At 58.0% G+C, this 15,837-nt stretch carries 15 protein-coding genes and 1 tRNA gene; 9 read left to right on the plus strand and 7 right to left on the minus strand.

Going from position 1 to position 15,837, the window contains the following annotated elements:
- Nucleotides 1–53: 53 nt before the first annotated feature.
- The 3 genes from FHL16_RS10370 to FHL16_RS10380 all read right to left on the minus strand — a co-directional run bounded on the left by FHL16_RS10370 (nucleotide 54) and on the right by FHL16_RS10380 (nucleotide 2,813).
- Nucleotides 54–1,025 carry a magnesium and cobalt transport protein CorA gene (locus tag FHL16_RS10370; RefSeq protein WP_010456592.1) on the minus strand — a complete coding sequence of 324 codons (972 nt, stop codon included), beginning with the start codon at nucleotides 1,023–1,025 and terminating at the stop codon, nucleotides 54–56.
- A gap of 161 nt (nucleotides 1,026–1,186) precedes the next feature.
- The gene (locus FHL16_RS10375; RefSeq protein ID WP_077748178.1) at nucleotides 1,187–1,909 is read right to left on the minus strand and encodes a lysophospholipid acyltransferase family protein; all 723 of its coding nucleotides are present in this window, start codon (nucleotides 1,907–1,909) and stop codon (nucleotides 1,187–1,189) included.
- 214 nt (nucleotides 1,910–2,123) lie between these two features.
- Nucleotides 2,124–2,813 (minus strand): crotonase/enoyl-CoA hydratase family protein, encoded by a 690-nt coding sequence (locus FHL16_RS10380; protein ID WP_010456588.1) that lies wholly within the window; start codon nucleotides 2,811–2,813, stop codon nucleotides 2,124–2,126.
- A 307-nt stretch (nucleotides 2,814–3,120) separates the two neighbouring features.
- On the opposite strand from FHL16_RS10380, the gene FHL16_RS10385 reads away from it, so the two are divergent.
- The 7 genes from FHL16_RS10385 (at nucleotide 3,121) to FHL16_RS10415 (ending at nucleotide 6,189) form a co-directional block, all read left to right on the plus strand.
- Nucleotides 3,121–3,210, plus strand: a tRNA-Ser gene (locus FHL16_RS10385).
- 329 nt (nucleotides 3,211–3,539) lie between these two features.
- Nucleotides 3,540–3,860 (plus strand): YbjQ family protein, encoded by a 321-nt coding sequence (locus tag FHL16_RS10390; protein WP_077748179.1) that lies wholly within the window; start codon nucleotides 3,540–3,542, stop codon nucleotides 3,858–3,860.
- 187 nt (nucleotides 3,861–4,047) lie between these two features.
- Complete coding sequence (locus tag FHL16_RS34400; protein WP_010456584.1) at nucleotides 4,048–4,233, plus strand: hypothetical protein; 186 nt, start codon at nucleotides 4,048–4,050, stop codon at nucleotides 4,231–4,233.
- A gap of 336 nt (nucleotides 4,234–4,569) precedes the next feature.
- Nucleotides 4,570–4,941: a hypothetical protein gene (locus tag FHL16_RS10400; RefSeq protein ID WP_010456583.1), complete on the plus strand. Its 372-nt coding sequence runs from the start codon at nucleotides 4,570–4,572 to the stop codon at nucleotides 4,939–4,941.
- A 193-nt stretch (nucleotides 4,942–5,134) separates the two neighbouring features.
- Nucleotides 5,135–5,563 (plus strand): glycine zipper domain-containing protein, encoded by a 429-nt coding sequence (locus FHL16_RS10405; RefSeq protein ID WP_010456581.1) that lies wholly within the window; start codon nucleotides 5,135–5,137, stop codon nucleotides 5,561–5,563.
- A gap of 127 nt (nucleotides 5,564–5,690) precedes the next feature.
- Nucleotides 5,691–5,873, plus strand: coding sequence for a hypothetical protein (locus tag FHL16_RS10410; RefSeq protein ID WP_010456579.1), 183 nt, complete (start codon nucleotides 5,691–5,693; stop codon nucleotides 5,871–5,873).
- Nucleotides 5,874–5,979: 106 nt separating this feature from the next.
- Nucleotides 5,980–6,189, plus strand: a complete 210-nt coding sequence (locus FHL16_RS10415) for a hypothetical protein (protein WP_077748180.1) — start codon at nucleotides 5,980–5,982, stop codon at nucleotides 6,187–6,189.
- 869 nt (nucleotides 6,190–7,058) lie between these two features.
- Here the strand turns inward: FHL16_RS10415 and FHL16_RS10425 are convergent.
- Nucleotides 7,059–7,361: a hypothetical protein gene (locus FHL16_RS10425; RefSeq protein ID WP_077748182.1), complete on the minus strand. Its 303-nt coding sequence runs from the start codon at nucleotides 7,359–7,361 to the stop codon at nucleotides 7,059–7,061.
- Entirely contained in the window at nucleotides 7,358–12,133 is a 4,776-nt protein-coding gene (locus tag FHL16_RS10430; RefSeq protein ID WP_077748183.1) for an RHS repeat-associated core domain-containing protein, read from the minus strand. The genes FHL16_RS10425 and FHL16_RS10430 overlap by 4 nt, the downstream gene beginning before the upstream one ends.
- Before the next feature lie 252 nt (nucleotides 12,134–12,385).
- On the opposite strand from FHL16_RS10430, the gene FHL16_RS10435 reads away from it, so the two are divergent.
- Nucleotides 12,386–13,081: an HAD-IA family hydrolase gene (locus FHL16_RS10435; RefSeq protein ID WP_010456572.1), complete on the plus strand. Its 696-nt coding sequence runs from the start codon at nucleotides 12,386–12,388 to the stop codon at nucleotides 13,079–13,081.
- A 119-nt stretch (nucleotides 13,082–13,200) separates the two neighbouring features.
- On the opposite strand, the gene FHL16_RS10440 is transcribed toward FHL16_RS10435, so the two are convergent.
- Complete coding sequence (locus tag FHL16_RS10440; RefSeq protein WP_010456571.1) at nucleotides 13,201–13,947, minus strand: 3-oxoacyl-ACP reductase family protein; 747 nt, start codon at nucleotides 13,945–13,947, stop codon at nucleotides 13,201–13,203.
- A gap of 125 nt (nucleotides 13,948–14,072) precedes the next feature.
- Here FHL16_RS10440 and FHL16_RS10445 point away from each other — a divergent pair, with 125 nt between their 5' ends.
- Complete coding sequence (locus FHL16_RS10445) at nucleotides 14,073–14,996, plus strand: LysR family transcriptional regulator (RefSeq protein WP_077748184.1); 924 nt, start codon at nucleotides 14,073–14,075, stop codon at nucleotides 14,994–14,996.
- A gap of 96 nt (nucleotides 14,997–15,092) precedes the next feature.
- Here the strand turns inward: FHL16_RS10445 and FHL16_RS10450 are convergent, their stop codons facing one another.
- A complete protein-coding gene (locus tag FHL16_RS10450; RefSeq protein WP_077748185.1) occupies nucleotides 15,093–15,821 on the minus strand; it encodes an aspartate/glutamate racemase family protein in 729 nt (242 codons plus the stop codon).
- Nucleotides 15,822–15,837: the final 16 nt, after the last annotated feature.

Genomic DNA, 15,837 nt, shown 5'->3' on the forward strand with positions numbered 1-15,837 from the left:
ACATTGCAGTGAATGTGCGGCGAGGGAGCAGGCGCCCTCGCCACACAAGCGTTTCAAAGCCACCCGGACTTTTTGAAACTCGCCCACAAACTCACACACCCCACCGCAATAAACCCCAGCACCGCAAAATACCCGTAATGCCAGGTCAACTCCGGCATGTTCTGGAAGTTCATCCCGTAAATCCCCGCCACCGCCGTCGGAAACGCCAGGATCGCCGCCCACGCCGCAAACTTGCGCTGCACAACGCTCTGCCGTGACGCCTCCAGCAACACACCGACCTCGATGGTCTGGCTGGCAATGTCCGCCAGGGTCGTCAGGTCTTCCATCTGCCGTGTGACGTGAATCTGCACATCGCGAAAGTACGGGCGCATGTTCTTGTCGATAAACGGAAAGCTCAGCTTCTGCAGTTCCTCACCGATCTCCACCATCGGCGCCGCATAACGCCGCAAGCGCAAGACGTCCCGGCGCAGGCCGTGCAGCTTCTGGATGTCATGTTCATTCAGCGCGCTGCACAACACATTGCGCTCCAGCTCATCGATCTCGGCATGGATCGCTTCGCCCACCGGCTGGTAGTTTTCAATCACGAAATCGAGGATGGCATAGAGGACGAAATCTTCCCCGTGCTCCAACAACAGCGGACGCGCCTCACAACGTTGGCGGACAAGGGCGTAGGACGCCGAATGACCGTTGCGCGCGGTAATGATGTAACCGTTGCCGGCAAAGATATGAGTCTCGATGAACTCCAGTTTGCCTTCATGCCGGACCGGTGAATACGTGACGATAAACAAGGCATCGCCGAAGGTTTCGAGCTTCGGTCGGCTGTGTTTTTCCAAGGCGTCTTCGATGGCCAGCTCGTGCAGGTTGAACTGGCGTTGCAGGTTGGCCAGTTCCTGCGCGTTCGGCTCTTCAAGGCCGATCCAGACAAAGTGGCCAGGCTTTGCTGCCCAGGCCGCGCCTTCGTCGAGGGTGATATTGGTGACTTTTTTACCGGCGCTATAAACCGCAGCAGCAACAACTCTACCCATGATTTTGGTTCACTTCTTATTAGCGCTTTTGATTAACAAAGACCCAGTGGCGAGCCGTGCTCAGCTTAGCCTTGTCTGCTGCTTGAGAGTCAATGAAATCTGCCGAGTTCGCCGGCAGAAGTTCACAGGCGAAAAAAACCCGCACTAGGCGGGTTTTATTGTCAAACGGCTTGGAGTTGCCGGTCCATCGATTCGATGCATTCGCGCATCTGCTCGCGGCACTGTGCCATCAGACGGGGCATGTCATCCAGGCTCAATCCCGCCGTAGGAATTGCTGGCAGCGAGCGGATCAGAATTTTCCCACTGCGCCAGCGGTTCAATCGCATGTGTTTGACGTAACTGCTGACACACACCGGCACGATCGGCACGCCCGCGGCGATCGCCATCTGGAACGCGCCTTTCTTAAACGGCAGCAGATCTTCACCGAGGTTGCGCGTACCTTCGGGGAAGACCCAGATCGATGTGTCTTGATGCTGCAAGGTGTGCGTGGTGGTCAACATCGACTGGCGCGCCTTGTGCGCATTGCCGCGGTCGATCAACACATTGCCGGCCAGCCAGAACAACTGCCCGAACAGCGGCACCCACTTCAGGCTCTTTTTGCCGATGCATACGGTGCGGCGGGGCACCACGTTGCCGAACACAAACAGATCGTAGTTGGACTGATGGTTGGCGATGATCACGCAGCTGTCGGGCTTATCCATCAACGGCCCGACATCGGCCTTCACCCGCAAACGCAAAATACACATCGCCGGCCACGCATACAGGCGCGCACACAACCGGCTGTTGTCCGGGTTGAACGGGCGGCACAGGCCCAGAATCACCCCAAGCACACCTGCCAAAATAAAGTGCAGGCCCATCAATAACATACGAAACGCAAACAGCATTTACAGGCCCCACCGGGACAAAAGGTGGCGCAGTGTACGGATGTGCACTGTTTTCGGCAATTGCCGCTATAGAGGAAGGAGATAGGCGATGTTTGTGCGCATGTTTCCGACTTGAGGGTCAGACGCGTGCTAGAGCGGTTGTGGATTTTTCAACAGCGTGCGTATGAAAAAGCCCGACACGACGGTCGGGCTTTTCTGTGCAGACTGTCCGGGCTTAACCCATGTGTTCCTGATCCAGGATGATCGCGTTGTCCAGCGTATCCAGCAGCGCCTTGCGCACTTTCAGCTTGGTGTTCTTGTGCGCGGTCATGTTGATCTTCTTCAACTGACGCGCCGCCGCCAGCGCAGCACTTTGCAGCTCTTCGGCCGACACCACCAGGTCGAGGAAGCCGGCATCCACGGCGCTCTGTGGATTAAACATCTCACCGTTGATGACGGAGCGGTGGAACGCCGACTTGCGCAGACGATCACGCGCGATCTCGATACCGGCATGGTGCATGGTCATGCCGATCTGCACTTCGTTCAGGCCAATGCTGAACGGGCCGTCGACACCAATGCGGTAGTCCGCCGACAACAGCAGGAACGCGCCCTTGGCCACCGCATGCCCAGGGCACGCCACAATCACCGGGAATGGATGCGACAACAGACGACGGGCCAGCGTCGAGCCGGCCGTCACCAGCGCGACCGCTTCTTTCGGGCCGGACGTCATTACCTTCAAGTCATAACCGCCGGACAGAATCCCCGGCGTACCGGTAATGATCACCACTGCACGATCAGTCACCGCCTGATCCAGCGCAGCATTAAACGCAGCAATCACGTCCGGGGAAATGGCATTGACCTTGCCATTGCTCAAAGTCAGGGTCGCGATACCGTCTTCGAGATGGTAGGAAATCAACTCACTCATGACGCTATTCCTTGTATGAAAGTTGGGCAGACGTTACCCACCGCCGCAGGCCAGGTAAAGCGCCGTGACTGACCCGCCAGTCACCCTTTCCCCGCCGGGCAAGCGTAGCTCGCCACTCCCGCCGCGCATTCCTCTGCTTATAGAAGAGGGCGCGAAGCCGGAGATTGGCAGGTTTGCCATCGCCCGGAACCGACAGGAACGACTGAAACGCTAAGCGCATGAAAATTCTGCAAAAAAAGTTTGCCATCAGAAAAGCTTTCGACTACATTAGCGCGCCTCGACAGACAGAACATGTTTGAAGAGATACGGTGAAGTGTCCGAGTGGCTTAAGGAGCACGCCTGGAAAGTGTGTATACAAGAAATTGTATCGAGAGTTCGAATCTCTCCTTCACCGCCAAATTCGATGTAACCAGAACCCCTGATTTCGAGAGAAATCAGGGGTTTTGTGGTTTCTGGCGTTAGTATTTGAATCATGGCACCGTTGTTGGCTCAAGCGAATAAGCGAAGTCGCTTCTGAAAATGGTGTAGGAATAGTGAAAGGCGTGTGGGAAGTAACGCAGGAGCGCCAGGCGGATGGGGGCTTCCGACGGCAAGCTTCTTTGACTCTGTAAATATGCCTGAAGAACTGTGATACCTGATTATCGAAGCCCAGCCGTTGCTGGGCTTTTTGTTTCCAACGATTGGCCGCAGAGGAATAATGCGCGCCTCTATGAAGAAGGAATCCCCATGATCACCACCACAACCTACGCCATCGAAGGCCGCCAAATCACCGCCTATCTGGACATCGTCAGCGCCGAATCGGTGCAGGGCGTCAACGTTATTCGCGACGTGTTCGCCGGCATGCGGGATTTCTTCGGTGGGCGTTCCCAGACGCTGGAGCGGGCGTTGAAGGAGGCACGGATTCAGGCGACCGAGGAGATCAAGGAGCGGGCGCGGGCGCTTCAGGCGGATGCGGTGGTGGGGCTCGATTTTGAGATCAGCATGCCGGCCGGCAAGGGTGGGATGGTCGTGGTGTTTGTGACCGGGACGGCGGTCAAGTTGAGGTGAGTGACGGAATGAATCTGTTTGATCGCCAGCTGATTTTGTAGGAAACGGCGGGGTCCATTCGTCGGGCATGCGGAGATCTGAACTACAAGTCCGGTAATGACCGGCTAGTCTCAAAAGCCTTGGTGGTCGATATTTTTCAGGCAATAGGGCTTGCCGGTATCGATCCCGCTTTGAGAGGGGAAGCGCTATGACTGATCCGTATATCGAAGACGACGGGGCAGAATTTCCAATCAACAATTGCGTGCAGTGTGGCCAGACGGAGTATGTGGCGAGCTTCGGTGAAGATCAGGTCGAAACCAGCAAAGTCAGATCCGCGGCAACCAAGGTGCTCAGGTCGAAGTTTTTGCCAAAACGAGTGACATCCAGGAAGTAATGGTCAAACGGACAAACCCCGCCAATGAGTGGGGTTTTTTATTTTTACAGGGGCTCGACACCCCAAAAAATGGTCGACCGACAAACGAGAATTTTCTGTTGATGTTTTTTCACAAAGTTTTCACACCCAAGTACGTAGTCTCAGCTCATCCGTTAGAAAGCAGTACCCTAGCCCGTTCCCCAGCGGGCTTTTTTTTGCCTGTCATAAAACCTTTTCCATAAAAGCTGTCCAAACGTCGCCAATTGCGAGGAGCGGCGGATTTTGTGTGGACGTTTCCTCCTCGAAAGCATTCAATCCCCGGCTTTTCGGTATTCCCTATTTTTGAGGTTTTTCGTCATGCGTTTAACACTGCCTGCTCTGGTTCTGGGACTTCTGGTGACTCAAGGTGCGATGGCTGCCGGTGATGGCACTGCTGCGATCGGTGGTGGTCTGGGTGGTGCGTTGGGTAACGTAGTCGGCCAGAGCATGGGCGGCAGTACCGGCGCGGCAATCGGCGCGGGTGTTGCGGGCGCAGCTGGCAGTGCCGTGGCAGCACGTAAAGGCAGCCGCACCAAAGCGGCCATTGGTGGCGGCGTCGGTGCGGCCGGTGGTTCGGTGATCGGCAACAGCCTGGGCGGCAAGACTGGTTCGACCATTGGTGCAGGTTTGGGCGGCGCATTGGGCGGCGGCGTGGGCAGCAATCTGGCCAAAGGTCACAAGCGTCACTGATCCTGAGCGATAACCTCGAAAAGCCCGGCTAAATGCCGGGCTTTTCGTATCTGGATGTTTCGTTTTTCACAGACTTTGAATTTGCAGATGTCCAACCTCCATCGCTGGCCGGATTCAGTGAGTGCAGGTGTTAGACTCACGCCCATCCGCAATGCGTACTCTTACCCCCGATGCGGAATTTGAGGTTCATATCATGCGTTTGACATTGTCCACGTTGTTTCTGGGACTTTTGGTCGCTCAAGGTGCAATGGCTGCCGGTGATGGCACTGCTGCAGTTGGTGGCGGTCTTGGCGGCGCACTGGGTAACGTAGTGGGTCAGCAAATGGGCGGCAGCACAGGCGCAGCGATTGGCGCCGGCGTTGGCGGTGCTGCGGGCAGCGCTGTTGGCGCGAACAAGGGCAGTCGCACAGAGGCCGCGATTGGTGGTGGGTTAGGTTCGGCAGGCGGTTCCGTGATCGGCAACAGCCTCGGCGGTTCTACCGGTTCGACCATTGGCGCAGGCCTGGGTGGCGCAGCGGGTGGTGCAGTCGGCAACAACCTCGGCAACGACAACGGCGGCTCCCATTCCGGAGGCGGTCATAAGAATAAGCACAAAAACAAGCACAAGAATAAACATCACTGATTCGACATCGAGTGATATCAGAAACCCGGCCCAGGCCGGGTTTTTTCGTATCTGCCTGGTAGTCCCCGGAACGTTTGGTCGCAAGCCGCCTCGAACGTCATACACCCCCAACGTCGCGAGGACTGCCATGACTCCTGAAACCGAAGGCAAGGAAGAAAAAGGCCCAAGTGGGCTTCCGTTCATCAATGACCCCGGCAACGAAGATCCGGGTTCTTTGATGGATGATGCAACGGTCCCGCTCAACGACTCCGATGACGCTGGGGATGTGGGAAACGTTGAGTACGAAGAAGAGGAAGAAGACGACGATTGACCGGCGTTGATGTGCTATCGACCGATCGTCTCACTGATCGAACGCAAGCATTGCCCAGCCCTCGAAATTTCAGGGCCTGCTTTTCAGGCCCTTCGAGAGGTGCTTTATGAATGCTGGTCCGAAAGTCGACGATGACGACACCCCTGAATACCCGCTGCCTTCGCCCACCGATTCCCTGAGTCGCGATCAACGTCCGCCGGACGACGACACTGCGGTCGAGCAAGTGCCGACTGATGATGTGAAACGTGGCGATGTTGAGGCCACCCCCGAAGACCCGGACATTGCCGGTAACGATGGCTCCGGTGAGCCCAGCTGAAAAGCCATTCGTCGATTGAGCGGCACCTTTAAAAAGCCAATGCTGCCAGAAATCAGGTACGCACCTTTTTAGAGGAGATGCACCATGATCAGGTCAACATTGATGGTCCTGACGGTGAGCAGCGTGTTGTCGATCAGTTCAATGGCGGCGTTTGCTCAGTCTTCCGGCAACGATGCTCCGGTCGATAAGGGCGGGATGCCGCCGTCTACTGAAATGAACGCGGGTTCTGGAGACGGGAAGGCGTTGCCGCCTGGCTCCATTGGTGGTGGGAATGCGGGTGATGCGAGCGGAAGTAGCACCAGCCCGGGAGCGGGAAGCGGGTCGATGAGTGGTGGAAGTTCGATGGGGAGTGGTTCTGGGAGTGGGTCTGGAGGATCCGGTAGCTCTGGTGGTTCCGGGATGAGCGGTGGTGGGAGTGGTGGGAGTTCGGGAAGTGCGGGAGGAGGGACGGGTGGTGCTGGTGGGGGGACGAGTGGTTCCGGCGGTTAATCCAGGTTCTTTTCTCAGTGACTCCGCAGGAGTTTATGGATATTTCTATTGTTTTGTTCGCGATCACTTCCTGCGTGGGTTGGGAGTTGAGTAGCCCTTGTAGCTGCCATCCGGCATAAATAAATCTGTCCCCTGAGCCAAATGAACGCGGGTTCTGGAGACGGGAAGGCGTTGGCGCCTGGCTCCATTGGTGGGGGGAATGCGGGTGATGCGAGCGGGAGTAGTGCAGGGAGCGGTTCTGGAGGTGGATCGGGAGAGTCCGGTAGTTCTGGTGGTTCGGGTGGTTTGCCCGGCTGTTATTCAAAAGTCAAAGCCCAGCAACGAGCTGGGCTTTTTGTTGAATAGGCGAGCGGATTGTAAAAATCGAGAGGCGAAGTTGGTTATCGTTCCTTATTGATCACATTCTGAGCAGCATTTATCTGTTCGATAAGTAATCGAATCGTATCAGCCGTTGAGTACACAAGTGGCGCGTCCCAGTCGTAATCCTTGATAACTCTGATTTGAAAAGATCCTTTTATATCGAATGAGGGATACCAGCCGACATCTAGCAAGTGTGTGCCTTGATAATCCACTTGAAGCATATCTTCTTTCAATAGGTCGATCTGATTTGAAAGATCGATCTTTTTCAATACGGAAATCTCATCGTAAGTGATTTTTCCCGTGATGAATGTTAGGTCAATCACTTTGTCAGTCTCCTATATTCGATCTCTGAAATTGGATGTCCATGAATCGTTCTGGCGCTTAGCTCGATGCGAATCCAGCGGCTGGGTTTTCCTTCGCTGGCACCTATCTCGGTCTTGTACTCTTTGATTTTCCAAGATTTTCCATTGGTGGCAGGGGAGCCAGTTTTGTAAGCGTCTCGCTCCATGCTTTCAATATCGATTCCATGCTTGTATTTGGCGGGCCCCGACTTGGTTGAGTTTATCGTTTCCTTCCATGTCATGTTTTTTGACGGGCTGTGCTTGTAACCGTGCGGCGTCCAGTTGACGTTCTCTGGAAATGGAAGATGAGGATCCCCCTCATCAACCTTCACCTTCCCCGCCGGATCCTCATCCCCAAACGAAGGCCTCTTGCACCCGTCCCCTCCAGGGCAATCATTCAACCCCAACGGATCAACCCACCCCGTTGGATTGCGCGTGTACTGATATCCGTTTAACCCACCCGCCAACTTACTCGGATCCGGCGTCAGATACCGTCCCAGATCCGGGTTGTAGTACCGGTGCCGGTTGTAATGCAGTCCCGTCTCCGCATCGTAATACTGCCCCTGAAACCTCAATGGCTGATCCAGAACCTGATGGGTATCGCGGTTCAGGCGAGTCAGGCGGCCATAGGCTGTGTATTGGGCGGCCCAGATAATGTCGCCGCTGTAGTCGGTGAGTTCTTGTGGTGTGCCGAGGTGGTCGAGTTGGTAGTAGAACGGGCAGGCCTGGTGCGGGCCTTTGCCGTCGAGCATGGCCAGTGGGCGGAAGGTGCCGGGTTCGTAGACGTAGCTGCGGTAATGTTCGCGGCCACTTTCGGCAACGAGGTTGTCGCCCTGCCAGAAGTACTCGGTGATGTGGTCGTCGACGGTTTTACAGATGCGGCGGCCGAAGGCATCGTAGCGGTAGCTGGCGGTGTTGCCGCTCGGCAGGGTGACGCCGATTAATCGATGCTGGCAGTCGTAGCGGTATTCGGTGACGAGTTTTTGGGCGGCGCCGCGGCGCTCGCGGATCAGGTTGCCGAAGGGGTCGTAGACGAAATGGCGATCGCCCTGCATCAGCAGGCGATTGCCTTTGAGGGTGGCTGGGCCTGGCCGGTCCTGCATCAACAGGTTGCCGGCGGGGTCATGGGCGAAACTTTCGGGCTGCTGGTCGCGGGAGTGGCGGACGCGGATCAGGCGGTCAAGCGGATCGTATTGATAGCTGCGTTGGCCATGACGGGTGTCGGCGATGTGTTCGAGATTGCCGTTGGCGCTGTAGGTATAGTCGCGCCGATACAGCGGATGCTGGGGTTGGCTGATAGCGTGAGCTTTCAGGCGACCCTGTTCGTCGTAGTCGTACCGGCTCGACAACATGCCTTGCTGACGTTGCAGTTCGCGGTCGGCTTTATACGTGTGGCTTGTAAGTCGTGTGCCGTTAAGGTCGATGGCTGTCAGCGCACCGCCCTTGGCGTGGTGATAGTCGAGTTGGCTGTTGTCCGGCAGACGCAGATGGTTGAGCTTGCCGCAAGCGTCGTAGCCGTAGCGCAGCGTGCCCCAGCCTTGATGTTCAGTGATCAGACGGTTTTGCTTGTCGTACTCGAACTCCAGCGGATGGTCGTGGCCGTCATCGACGCTGACCAATCGGCCGAGGCTGTCATAGCGATATTCGACGTTGACGCCGTCGGGCAGGTTTTTGACCAGCAGGCGTCCGGCCGTATCCCGTTGGTAACTCGTAAACAGCTGCGAGCCGTCATCACCGAATTCGGTTTTTTCCAGCAGATGGCCGTTGAGGTCGTAGGCATACGCTGTGCGACGGCCGTCAAAGCCGGTTTCCTGTCGGATCAGTCCGCCAGGTGTGTAGTCCAGTCGATATCGTTCGCCGGATTCGTTTTCGATTTCCGTCAGTAGCAGCCGGGCGTTGTCGTAGCGATAGCGCAGCTGCGTGCCGTCGGGATTGATTCGGCGGCTGACCAGATGCAGGTCATCGTCGTATTCAAAACGGGTGACTCGCCCCAGTTCATCGCGTTCGGCGGTGATTTTGCCGTAGGCGTTGTAACTGAAGGCGCGGCTGGCGCCTGTAGGAAGAACCGTCTGGATCAGTCGGCCAACGGCGTCCCATTGGTATTGAGTGACGGCACCATGTTCGTCCTGACGGTCAATCTGACGACCTGATACATCGTAGGAAAACCGCCGCTGACTGCCGTCTGGCAACGTCTCTTCGACCAGTTGCCCGATGGCATCCCACAGGAACACATGACGGCTGGTGTCCGGGTAACGGATAGACAGCAGCCGTCCTTGAGCATCGTAGTGGTAGTGAGTGATGTGGCCATCGGGATCGATGGCCTCGGTGACATCCCCTTGAACATTGCGTTGGTATTTCCACACCGCTTTACCGCGATATCGCGCATGCAGGAAACCGTAGCGATATTCGTAGGACGTTGGCTCGTCTTCCGGTGGAATCAGCGCGATCAGCCGCCCGACCTCGTCGTAGCGATATTGAGTGATTGCCCCTGACGGACTGCACTCATTCGTCAAACGGCCCTGGTCGTCGTAGGTGTTGAGATGCTCTGCGCCATCCGGCTCAACCCGGCGCACCAATCGGGCCTTATCGTCATGGACGTAAACTTCTTCGCTGCCATCGGCGTTTTTAACCAGCACTGCGCCGTCGTCATCCCAGGCATATCGCGTATCCATCTGCGAAAAAGTCGCCCAGTGCCTGACACATCTGGCCGCCTTGCCAGACCTTTCCCACTCCCAGAAGAAACTGGCCCCACCGGCCAGTTGTCGCTGGAGAATCACATGTTGGTCGTCGTAGTCGTACCGCTCGCTTTCGCCGGCAGCATTGGTCGCTTCGATCAGGCGGTGACGGGCGTCGTAGCGGTAGGCAATCAGCGTTTGCTCTGTACGCCAGGCGTCCACCAACCCGTCGGCGGGATGAAACGACTGATACTCGACCGTAACGATGTGCCGGCGCTCGTAACGCAACAGCAGTGAACGTCCCGCGCCGTTATCGACGCGTTGAATGCGATCCTGACGGTCGCGGGTGATATGCAGCCGGTTGTCGTAGGCATCACTGATGGACGTCAGGCGACCATTCTCAAAGTGATAGAACCGTGGAGACTCACCCGCCAGAGCAACAATCAGCTCCTCGGGTTTGTTTCCGAGATAAATGGCCGAGCGGGACAGGCTGTTATGAATCGCCGGACGCAAAATGCTGGGCAGTGGAAACGTCGTACGACGGTTTTCATGGTCGGTCCAGACGACCTGTTCTGCGTCCAGCTCCAGGCGATGCGCCAGCGAATGACTCCAACCCCAACCCAGCCCGCAATCCATTTCCACGGCGCTGGTTCGGTACAACCGGGTAAACGCGAAAGGCAGCAAGCCGTTAAGCGATCCATCGTCCAGTGTCAGCAATTCTTCGCCGGTGACCATCGACACCGGGCAACCGTTGGTGCAGGTCAGCGGCCCGCAATCGGCACTATCGCCGTTGGGATTTTTCGCTTGATCGGGAACGTCGTCACGGTGCTCCTGCCGACCCAATCGGGTCATGGCTGCGGATTTGTCGCGAGCGATGGCGACTGGATTCTGCACTGTCAAAACCGGCGCAGTGCTCAGGTTGATCTGCAACGGCACCGCGGGTGCGGGGTTTAGCGGAGCATTTCGGACATTGACCGCAAGGGGTTTGAGTACGCCCGCGTGGGTCGTCAGGTCGGACTGGGTGCCGAGCTCGGCCAACCTCAGGCTCGCGGCAGCCAGCCATTTGCGCGCGCGCTCGGATTTGATCTTGTCCAGCACCTTGGCGCTGATGCCGAGCTTCAACCCGGCAGGGCCTGTGAAGCGCGCCAGCAGGAAGCCGATCAATATGCCTGTGCGAATCTGCGCCACGACTTCGGCGATGAACTGCGGCGGCAACATCCTCAGCCAACTGGTGATCGCCGCCAGATGAATGAACATCAGCGGCTCATCACTCAACACCAGCAACAGGTTGGCGATGGATTCCGCTGAAGCCTCCAGCAGCGTTTCAAGTTCGGTTTCGGTCAGGTACTCAAGGAGTTTTTCACTGTTGGCTTGCAGGTCCGCGATCAGCGCGTAGATCTGCTTCACGTCATCCCACAACCCGTTCAGCGAGTTCTCGAAACCGCGCCAGTCGGCCTGTTGCAGTTGGCCGTAACGCTTGATGAAACCGGCCTCGGCGAACTCGGCCCATGAGGGTTCGAATTCGGTCGTCCACTCATTACGCAGCCAGCCTTCCAGACCGCTGATGACGCCTTGATAAGAGGCATAAAGCGCTTTGACATGCTCAGCGGAAACATTCGGGAAGAAGGTGATGCGATAACGCAGGCTGCGTTCGCACTCGCGGATTTCGAGGATGCCGCTAGGGCCGATCTCGTCATAAACCGGCTTGCCGAACGTACCGTCAGCGTTCAAAGTCTCAAGCATCACCGGGGTGTTTCCGATAGGCACGAACCGCGCAGCGTCGAACATGTGCACGAGGGTCAGGGGACCCGCTGCCGGGCATGCGGCGACGGTCGAGCTGACAGGGGTGGTGGAGTTTTTCGGCGCGACCAGGCGAACGTCGTGCCCCACCTTGAACACCTGCTCGATATCCAGCGCCTTGCCGGTCCAGAAACTTTCGGCCCAGGCGTCGTAGTCATTGAGGCAAAGCCGGAAGTCAGCGAACAGCGCTTCGACATCCGGCCGCTCGGGGTCCATGGCGGCAACCACCAGCAGGCCGATGGCGTTATTCAAGGCCAGTACCTTGTCAGGTACGAACATTCGCAGTCCCTCGCGCAGATCAAGTTTGAGCGCGGGACTTTGCTTGGGATCAACGGGTAAAGAAGTCGGGAAAGGAGGCGTTTTATGTAGGGAAAATCGCTAAATGACGACGAGCACTTTTTGTATCTGTCAGGGATTGCCCGTTGCTCGATGGCCGCCGCGCTCGCTATGCTGCTGAATCCTTTAATCGATCACGGACCCGGCCGCACCTGAGCCGCCTCTGGGATGTCATTAGAAAACGGATCAGATGCGATGAATGCACCGCTGAATGAATACGGCCCGATCAAGGCCGTAATTTTTGATATGGACGGCTTGCTGCTGGACACCGAGGGCATTTATACCGAGGTCACGTCCATGATTGCCGAGCGCTACGGTCGGGTCTTCGACTGGAGCATCAAACAGAACATCATCGGCCGTGGCGCGGGTGATCTGGCGCGGTACGTGGTCGAGGCTCTCGACCTTCCGATCACCGCCGAAGAGTTTCTGGTGATCCGCGAACCGCTGATGCGCGAGCGTTTTCCGCAAGCGCTGGCGATGCCTGGCGCCGAGGAATTGGTCAGGCACTTGAAAGCCAACAACATTCCGATCGCGGTCGGCACCAGTTCTTCGCGTCAGTCGTTCGGCCAGAAAACCACCTTGCACCGCGATTGGTTTGCGCTGTTCGACTTTGTCGTGACGGCCGATGACCCTGAAGTGGGCGCGGCCAAACCGGCGCCGGACATCTTCCTCACGGCGGCGCGGCGCCTGGGCGTTGCGCCCGAGGACTGCCTGGTATTCGAAGACTCGCCGTTCGGTGTCACGGCGGCGAAAGCGGCGGGGATGACGGCGATTGCGATTCCCGACGCGGCGATGGCTGACGAAAAGTATGCGCATGCCGATGGCATTCTTCGTTCGTTGAAGGCGTTCAAGCCGAGTGCTTGTGGTTTGCCAGCCCTCGAATGGGCTTGAAGTAAAAAGTGTGGGGGCGAGCCTGCTCGCGAAAGCGGAAGGTCAGACGACATCAATGTCGCCTGACGCACCGTCTTCGCGAGCAGGCTCGCCCTCACATTGTGATTGCGTCTAGCGCATCAGGCGCCAAAACCACCGTCGATGGTCAGGCTCGCCCCTGTGATGTAACCGGCTTCCGGCCCGACCAGATAGGCCACAAAGCTGGCGATTTCCTCGGAAGTGCCGTAACGGCCCACCGCCATCAGCGGGATCAGGCTGTCAGCGAAGTCACCGTCGGCCGGGTTCATGTCGGTGTCGACCGGGCCCGGTTGCACGTTGTTGATGGTGATGCCGCGCGGGCCGAGGTCGCGGGCCAGGCCTTTGGTCAGACCTACCAGCGCTGATTTGCTCATGGCGTAAGGGCCGCCACCGGCGAAGGGCATGCGGTCGGCGTTGGTGCTGCCGATGTTGATGATGCGACCGCCTTCAGTCATGTGTTTGGCGGCGGCCTGGGTGGCGATGAACACGCTGCGCACGTTGATGGCCAAGGTCTGGTCGAAATCTTCGAGTTTGAAATCCTCCAGTGGCGCAACGGCCAGCACGCCGGCGTTGTTGACGAGGATATCGAGGCGGCCAAAGGTGTCTACGGTGGTGGTCACGGCGCGGCGAATGGCCTCGGCGTCAGCGCTGTCGGCCTTGATGGCGAGGGCTTTGCCGCCATTGCCGGTGATGCTGTCTTGCAAGGCTTCGGCTTTGGCCGTGGAGCTGACATAGGTGAAGGCAACGGTTGCGCCTTCAGCGGCCAGGCGTTTGACAATGGCGGCGCCGATGCCGCGGGACCCGCCTTGAATCAAAGCCACTTTGCCGCTGAGGTTCTGAGTAGTCATAACGATCTCCGAAGTCCCGAGGCGAGATGCCTCGGTTGATGGAGCCTAGTATTGATTGCGGATTACACGCTGTGTAGACGGCAATTGCGATAGTCTGTGTAAACCAGAAGTTTATAGTGGCGCCTATGGAAACCTTCAGCAGTATCGAATGCTTCGTGCGCAGCGCCGAGGTTGGCAGCTTCGCCGAAGCCGCGCGACGCTTGAGCCTGACCCCGGCGGCGGTGGGCAAAAGTGTTGCCAAGCTTGAGGCCCGGCTGGGTGTGCGGCTGTTCCAGCGCAGCACGCGAAGCCTGACGCTGACCGAGGCAGGTCACCTGTTTCTCGGCGAAGTCAGTTCCAGCCTTCACACGATCCAGAATGCGGTGGCCAACCTCGCCAGCGCTGAGGGTCGGCCAGCGGGAACACTGAAAGTCAGCATGGGCACGGTGTTCGGGCGTTTATATGTGGTGCCTTTACTGGGCGAGTTTCTGCGGCGATTTCCGGCGATCAACCCGGATTGGCATTTCGACAACCGGCAGGTCGATCTGATCGCTCAGGGCTTCGATGCGGCGATTGGTGGGGGATTTGAGCTGCCGCAAGGCGTGGTGGCGCGCAAGCTGACGCCGGCGCATCGGGTGCTGGTGGCGTCGGCGGAGTATCTGGCGGCGCGGCCTGTGATCGTCGAGCCCGATCAACTCAAGGACCACGACGGCATCCTGATCCGCTCCCCACAGACCGGTCGGGTGCGTTCCTGGCAATTGACCAGTCGTACTCAGCAACACAACCCGCTGGCGCTGAAGGCGCGCATGACCATGAGCGATTCGGAAGCGGCGTGTGCGACGGCGGCGCAGGGGTTGGGCATTGCGTTGGTGAGCATGCCGTTTGCTGTGGGGTATCTGGAAGCCGGGACGTTACACCGGGTGTTGCCGGACTGGTATGTCGACGACGGCAACATTTCTATCTATTACGCGGAACACAAACTGCTGCCGGGCAAGACCCGGGCGTTTGTGGATTTCATTATTGAGCAGTTTGCGGAGCGGGGGTGGGTGCAGCGGTTCAGTGCGGTTTGAGCCTGGCTTGAGACCGAGTCGCTGCTTTCGCGAGCAGGGGATTTGTGAATGACACAGATCCAATGCGAGCCTGCTCGCGATGAACGATAACGCGGTCTACCGCCCGAACCGCCCCGGCCAACCAATAATGTTCTTTGGCCGTGGCGTCGCATACGTCCGCACCTTGGAAGTGGACAACCCTAATCGCACCATCGATTCGGCAATGGTCACCGCCGCCGTCACGCCATCCACCACCGGAACCCCGGTGCGTTGGCGAATCTGTTCATCCAGCCCGGCCATGCCGCCGCAGCCCAGGCAAATCACTTCGGCCTTGTCTTCCTGCACCGCCAGTTCCGCCTGACGGACAATCGCCTCCAGCGCCCGTTGCGGATCGGATTCCAGTTCCAGCACCGCCAGACCACTGGCCCGCACCGACGCGCAGCGGTCCCACAGCCCCGACAGTTTTAGCCGGTCCTCGATCAGGGGCACGGTGCGGTCCAGGGTGGTGACCACCGAATAGGCATGGCCGAGGAACATCGCCGTACTGGCCGCTGCATCGGTGATGTCCACCACCGGCACGTTGAGCAATTCCTGCAAGCCTTCGCGACCGTGTTCGCCGTAGCCGGCCTGGATCACCGCATCGAAGGGCTGGTCGTAGGCCATGACCCGGTCCATTACGGCGATGGCGGCCAGATAACTTTCGAAATTGCCTTCGATGGAGTCGGCGCCGAAGTAGGGCGTCAGGCCGACGATTTCCGTTCCCGGCGCGGCCACCGCCTGGGCGGATAGGGCGATGGCCTGGGTGATGGACTCGGTGGTGTTGACGTTGACCACGAGAATTCGCATGAGTAGTCCTTATTGC

The sequence above is a fragment of the Pseudomonas sp. FSL W5-0299 genome, from assembly GCF_005930655.1.
Classification (GTDB): domain Bacteria; phylum Pseudomonadota; class Gammaproteobacteria; order Pseudomonadales; family Pseudomonadaceae; genus Aquipseudomonas; species Aquipseudomonas mandelii.

Bases quoted from the DNA above. Each gene is read 5' to 3' on its own strand.
- FHL16_RS10390 (WP_077748179.1), top strand. From the start codon at position 3,540: ATGATCACCACCACAACCTACGCCATCGAAGGCCGCCAAATCACCGCC.
- FHL16_RS10440 (WP_010456571.1), bottom strand. From the start codon at position 13,947: ATGACTACTCAGAACCTCAGCGGCAAAGTGGCTTTGATTCAAGGCGGG.
- FHL16_RS10450 (WP_077748185.1), bottom strand. From the start codon at position 15,821: ATGCGAATTCTCGTGGTCAACGTCAACACCACCGAGTCCATCACCCAG.
- FHL16_RS10430 (WP_077748183.1), bottom strand. From the start codon at position 12,133: ATGTTCGTACCTGACAAGGTACTGGCCTTGAATAACGCCATCGGCCTG.
- FHL16_RS10400 (WP_010456583.1), top strand. From the start codon at position 4,570: ATGCGTTTAACACTGCCTGCTCTGGTTCTGGGACTTCTGGTGACTCAA.
- FHL16_RS10435 (WP_010456572.1), top strand. From the start codon at position 12,386: ATGAATGCACCGCTGAATGAATACGGCCCGATCAAGGCCGTAATTTTT.
- FHL16_RS10410 (WP_010456579.1), top strand. From the start codon at position 5,691: ATGACTCCTGAAACCGAAGGCAAGGAAGAAAAAGGCCCAAGTGGGCTT.
- FHL16_RS10415 (WP_077748180.1), top strand. From the start codon at position 5,980: ATGAATGCTGGTCCGAAAGTCGACGATGACGACACCCCTGAATACCCG.
- FHL16_RS10405 (WP_010456581.1), top strand. From the start codon at position 5,135: ATGCGTTTGACATTGTCCACGTTGTTTCTGGGACTTTTGGTCGCTCAA.
- FHL16_RS10445 (WP_077748184.1), top strand. From the start codon at position 14,073: ATGGAAACCTTCAGCAGTATCGAATGCTTCGTGCGCAGCGCCGAGGTT.
- FHL16_RS34400 (WP_010456584.1), top strand. From the start codon at position 4,048: ATGACTGATCCGTATATCGAAGACGACGGGGCAGAATTTCCAATCAAC.
- FHL16_RS10370 (WP_010456592.1), bottom strand. From the start codon at position 1,025: ATGGGTAGAGTTGTTGCTGCTGCGGTTTATAGCGCCGGTAAAAAAGTC.
- FHL16_RS10380 (WP_010456588.1), bottom strand. From the start codon at position 2,813: ATGAGTGAGTTGATTTCCTACCATCTCGAAGACGGTATCGCGACCCTG.
- FHL16_RS10375 (WP_077748178.1), bottom strand. From the start codon at position 1,909: ATGCTGTTTGCGTTTCGTATGTTATTGATGGGCCTGCACTTTATTTTG.